This is a genomic window from Spiroplasma sp. hyd1 (assembly GCF_016082235.1).
Lineage (GTDB): Bacteria > Bacillota_I > Bacilli_A > Mycoplasmatales > Mycoplasmataceae > Spiroplasma > Spiroplasma poulsonii.
This window is the reverse complement of record NZ_JXYY01000069.1, coordinates 1-4,771: the sequence shown is the minus strand read 5'-3', so window position 1 is coordinate 4,771 and position 4,771 is coordinate 1. Positions and strand designations below refer to the sequence as shown.

Sequence of the window (4,771 nt, the reverse complement as noted above, 5' to 3'; positions counted from 1 at the left end):
TNNNTTTTNNTAAATTACTTCCAGCCTGGTGGGGATATTATGGTTGCCACCGCGTTGGTTGTCATTTGTGTTGTTGCCGTGTCATTACAATACTTTTATATTTTTATTAATAACTTATTGTACTTCCGTTACTATCGTAATAAGAATGTTAAAATTGTACCAATTCAATATGTGATGTACACTAATAAGGTCACAATCACTGGTTTTATTATTGGTATTATTGTGTTAACTTTTAACATTGGAATCAATATTCTTTATGTTATTTCTGCTTCGCTGCATGAAATTGTGGATGATAGAAGAAGTATTCAAATTATAAAACAATATCAAATTGATGATCATGTCTTAATTGCCTTTATTTTTATTTCCTTCTTAGCTTTAATTGGATTTATTACTTGTTTTGTTTTTGCATTACGTGGTAAAATTGGTGCACGAATTGCTGGCGCATTATTAATGATTGCATTGATGTTCTTTACATGAATTTGAGTTGTTGGACCAATCTTCTGTTTAATTACAGCCTTAATTATTTTCAATGGACATGAGAAAGTAACGGACATTACATTAGTAGAAGCACATAATTTACGCCAATTGAAAAAAACAAGAAAGGCACAGAAAAAGTTAGCTAAATAACATTTATTTTGAAAATAATTTGTTAGTTACTAAGTAAACATTAACAAGTTATTTGTTATAATTAAAAAAATTATTGACTTTATTAAAAATATTTGAAAAAACGATATGATATTTTTAGATTTAAAAAAAATTAGAAAAGAGGCCATAAAAAATGAAAGAACAAAAGAAAACGACTGCTCAGAGCAAGAAGTTTAGTTTGCCAGAATTAGTTTGATTAGGATTTAATTATACTTGTGGGATTGCTTTTACTTCAGTTTATGCAACAATGATGTTTTCAGAAGTTGATAAAACGGGGCAGTTTTTAGGGATGCATATGATTTGAATCTTCTTAGTGGAGGGGTTAGTGGCCGGAACTTGTGCGTGAGCATTTAATAAGTTATCACAAGTACACCCCGCTGGGAATGGTGCTAGTTATATTTATGTTCGAACAAATTTTGGAAAATTTTGAGGATGATTAATTTCATTCTTACAATATACGACATTACCAATTATTGTTACATCACAAATTGTTTCAATGATTCGTTTAAATTTTGTTGGTTCAGGAACATTTCTTGATACAAAAGATATTTTAGGCAATTGAGCAAACTTAATTTGAGATGCAATTGGAATTGCTATTTATATGTTAGTGTCATGTACATTATTCTTAGGAATGCGTTTATTGAAACGTTATTTAAATGCTTCTAGTTATATTAAATGAGGTTCAACAGGATTATTGATTATTGCGTTGATTGCCTTATTTATTATTAATGGAACTTCTGCGTGAGATGTTAATGCTAGTCCAAAGTACACCACCTTAAATCCAACTAATTTTTCAATTGCTTTTACCTCGTGTTTCTTTTTCTTTTTAGGGTTTGAAACATATGCCACAATTGGAAAAAATGTTTGTAATCCAGAACGCAATATTGGTCGTAGTATTATTTGAACAATGACATTAGCAATTATCTTTTATGTTGTTGTTACCATCTTAATGTTAGGAGCAGTTGCGGGCGCATTTACTAATAATCCAAATTTACAAATTTTCCGGTTATTAGGTAATCATGTTGGACAGTGAATTTATTATGCTGGTGTTATTATTATTATTATGTTAATTTGTACTATTTCGCTAAAAGCAAATGCGGGAATGTAAAATGCGTTATATTCAGGAGCGATTTTAGAACCATTTGCCGTGGAAGGGTTAATGCCAAGTAAATATAAAGAATTAAATAAAAATGGAATTCCTTTTAAAGCTTCGTTTTTAAACTTAATTATTACTTTTATCTTTGCAATGATTTGATTATTTATTCCTGATATTATTCAAGGTGCAACGGGTGGCAATGCTGTCTTCTCGTATGCTGCTATTACTGGGGAAGCATCATTAATTATGACTATTATTTATTCGTTTGTGATAATGGTTGCTTTAAAGTTAGGATTTACGAAAAAAATGCGGGTAAAGGTTTGAAAAATGATTGCTTGATCATTAGTATTAATTTTCTTAATTTGACAATTTGTGCAATTCTTTGTTGACTTAGGACGCTCATATCATACTGCAATTAATTAGTTAAATACAGGTGCTTCAAAAGGAATTGCAACGATTGTATCAAATACATTAGAAATTGCTTATATTGTCGGAATGATTAGTTTTGCTGTTATTTGGTATTACACATACTATTGAAAAAAAATATCAAGCACGATTAAAAACCAATCCACAATTACAAGCGACTTTAGATGCTTCCTTTACGGTAACAGATGATTGAAATTATGTTGTGAAGGAAATTCAAACTGAATTAGATCGTTATTTAGTTCGAAATCAAAAAATTTATCAATCTAAAGATAATCCAAATTATCAGGATGCTAAACATATTCGCCAGGAAGCTTATCAGGCTGAAGGGGATTTACAAGAACCTGACAAAACAGAATAAAATTAAATGTTATTTTAAAAAAAAGAACTGTTGTCGTTGACAGTTCTTTTTTTTTAAAAATTCAAGGGTAACAAGTTGTTGTTTTTGTCGCTTCTCTTTTTTTAGAACCAATAATAATAGAACACCTGCGAGAGAGGCAAAAAGGCCAATTCCTGTAATAATTGTTAAACTAATTTGGTTTGCTAATTTATTAGTTAGATAACCCGTTTCAGTTCCATAATGTTTTAATAAAATTGAATCAATTTGTCAAAATCAGGCATCTGGTGAAAAAGCAATAAATGAGATTAACCCAACAGAGGCAGCATATTCTTTTTGACTAATATTAATTTCATAAATTGTTGCTCAACGGTTGGTAACTAATGATCAACAAATAATTCCTAATGTTAAATATAAAATAACAATTAAAGTTTGAATAACAATTTTTCAAGTTGATGATAATGATTCAAATGACGTTTCATTATAACCAGGTAAACTAATCGCAGTAATAGTAATTAAGGATGCTAAACTTAAACCAATTACAATAAATAAAATATATTTTTGGGTACGATCAGCTAATTTACCAGCAGGGGCATTAAATAAAAACCGGAAGAAATATGTTCGTAAAATTCCTACAACAACGACAATAATTGGTAGAATTTTTAAGGCATCTTGCATAAAAGTTACAAAAATACTTAAACCAGATTGATACATATAAACTCCCATAATTAATAAAGTAACAATTCATAATTTAAAATTTTTTAATGTTTTACCTAATTCTTTAATATCAAAATTATTATTTTGATTAGAATTATGATTTATATTAGGAACAAATTTTCATAATAAAATACAATTAATAAAAATTAAACCCGAAAAAATAAAGACAAGAGTACTAAAAGCTCAGTTTCCTAATGACTCTGTTCAAACATTTTCAAACAATCAAAAGACTAAATAAGCGATTGCAATTATAACTGTTCCAATCAACCCATTTAAACTACCATTAATTCCATTTAGTTTACCGTTTTGAGCAGGAGTTCCTTGTTCTTATAACAATTTCCATAGCGCACTTCAAAAAAATAAAGCAAGTAATAAAACTTCATAAGGAAAAAATAACATAAACTTGAATAATTTTTCCACTAGTAATAAAAAGAATTAAGCCATATCAAATACTGACAATCCCAATTCCAGTTAACCCAATTAGGGTTAACTTTTTTAAATTAAAGCGATCGGCAAAATAACCGCCCAGAAAATAACTTAATAATGCTACATATCCATAAATAGCATTGACTTGGGAAAACTGCGAGGCGCTAATTCCCAATCCTTCTGAAATTTTGACAGAAGAAATAACGTTTTTTAAGTAGAATTGGATAGCCATTACTAAGACATCAGCTAGTGCTAAAAGAGCAATAATTCATATTGTTTTGCTACTAATTTTTTTCTGTTGTTCTGATGTTTCCATTTTGTTTCCTTTCAAAATAAAAATATTATTTTAAGGTCGGATTTAAGGTTGCAATGTCACTAATATAACTATGGACAAAATCTTGGGGATATAAATTATTAATAATTTTAAGATCTTTTTCATTTTTAAAAGTTCAGATATTTAATGGTAAATTAAGATTTTTAATAATAGCAACATTCTTTTTTTGCTTGGCTGTTGCAATTGACGGATGTAAATAATCAAATTTGTTAATTAAAGTTTGATCAATATCTTTTAAACTCTCAATTAAATAACCTTTTTTAAAAGGGTTATTTAAATTACTAATAAATTTTAAAGCGTCATGGCCAAATGAAGAAACAATAATTTCAGCATTTGTTTTTGTTTGTAGTAATAACAATGCTTGTTTAATCAAAGTAAATTCTTGTTCATTATAACGATCTGGTTTGATTTCAACATTAATTACTTGGTATTGCTTAGCAATTTTGTTAGTAAAATCATCAATCAATAAGGGTGGTAAAAATTCGGGATTTTTTTTAAAAAAATCAAGCTCTTTAATTTCTTGATAAGTAAAATGGCGAACAGTTTTATTAACATTCCCAATTCTTTTAAAATTATGGTCATAAAAAATAATAATTTGATGATCTTTAGTCATTCGAATATCAAATTCAACTCCAGGACAAGTTTCTAATGCATTAATAAAATCAACCATACGATTTTCTCCGGCGGGGGGCGGGGCTACGAAAACCTTGATGTGCAATTAACATAAATAAATTCCTTCCTTTTATAAGTATTAAATAACATATTTACAAATAATGTGTTAAAAATTATTAAT

Annotated in this window: 6 protein-coding genes; 3 read left to right on the top strand and 3 right to left on the bottom strand. The window is 28.3% G+C overall.

The annotated features are described in order from the left end of the window. Nucleotides 1-778 precede the first annotated feature (778 nt). From TS70_RS05875 to TS70_RS05865, 3 genes are all read left to right on the top strand, one after another. Complete coding sequence (locus tag TS70_RS05875) at nucleotides 779-1,753, top strand: APC family permease (protein ID WP_198049694.1); 975 nt, start codon at nucleotides 779-781, stop codon at nucleotides 1,751-1,753. 51 nt (nucleotides 1,754-1,804) lie between these two features. Continuing rightward, nucleotides 1,805-2,164: an amino acid permease gene (locus TS70_RS05870; RefSeq protein WP_105628960.1), complete on the top strand. Its 360-nt coding sequence runs from the start codon at nucleotides 1,805-1,807 to the stop codon at nucleotides 2,162-2,164. A gap of 64 nt (nucleotides 2,165-2,228) precedes the next feature. Continuing rightward, nucleotides 2,229-2,525 carry a hypothetical protein gene (locus TS70_RS05865; protein ID WP_133165064.1) on the top strand — a complete coding sequence of 99 codons (297 nt, stop codon included), beginning with the start codon at nucleotides 2,229-2,231 and terminating at the stop codon, nucleotides 2,523-2,525. A 9-nt stretch (nucleotides 2,526-2,534) separates the two neighbouring features. On the opposite strand, the gene TS70_RS05860 is transcribed toward TS70_RS05865, so the two are convergent. From TS70_RS05860 to TS70_RS05855, 3 genes are read right to left on the bottom strand one after another with little or no spacing between them, the layout of a single operon-like run. Continuing rightward, the gene (locus tag TS70_RS05860) at nucleotides 2,535-3,485 is read right to left on the bottom strand and encodes a hypothetical protein (protein WP_232332530.1); all 951 of its coding nucleotides are present in this window, start codon (nucleotides 3,483-3,485) and stop codon (nucleotides 2,535-2,537) included. 31 nt (nucleotides 3,486-3,516) lie between these two features. Further along, on the bottom strand, nucleotides 3,517-3,960 hold the full coding sequence (locus TS70_RS07950; protein WP_232332529.1) for an MFS transporter: 444 nt from the start codon (nucleotides 3,958-3,960) through the stop codon (nucleotides 3,517-3,519). A 25-nt stretch (nucleotides 3,961-3,985) separates the two neighbouring features. After that, a complete protein-coding gene (locus TS70_RS05855) occupies nucleotides 3,986-4,648 on the bottom strand; it encodes a glycerophosphodiester phosphodiesterase (RefSeq protein ID WP_308699457.1) in 663 nt (220 codons plus the stop codon). Nucleotides 4,649-4,771: the final 123 nt, after the last annotated feature.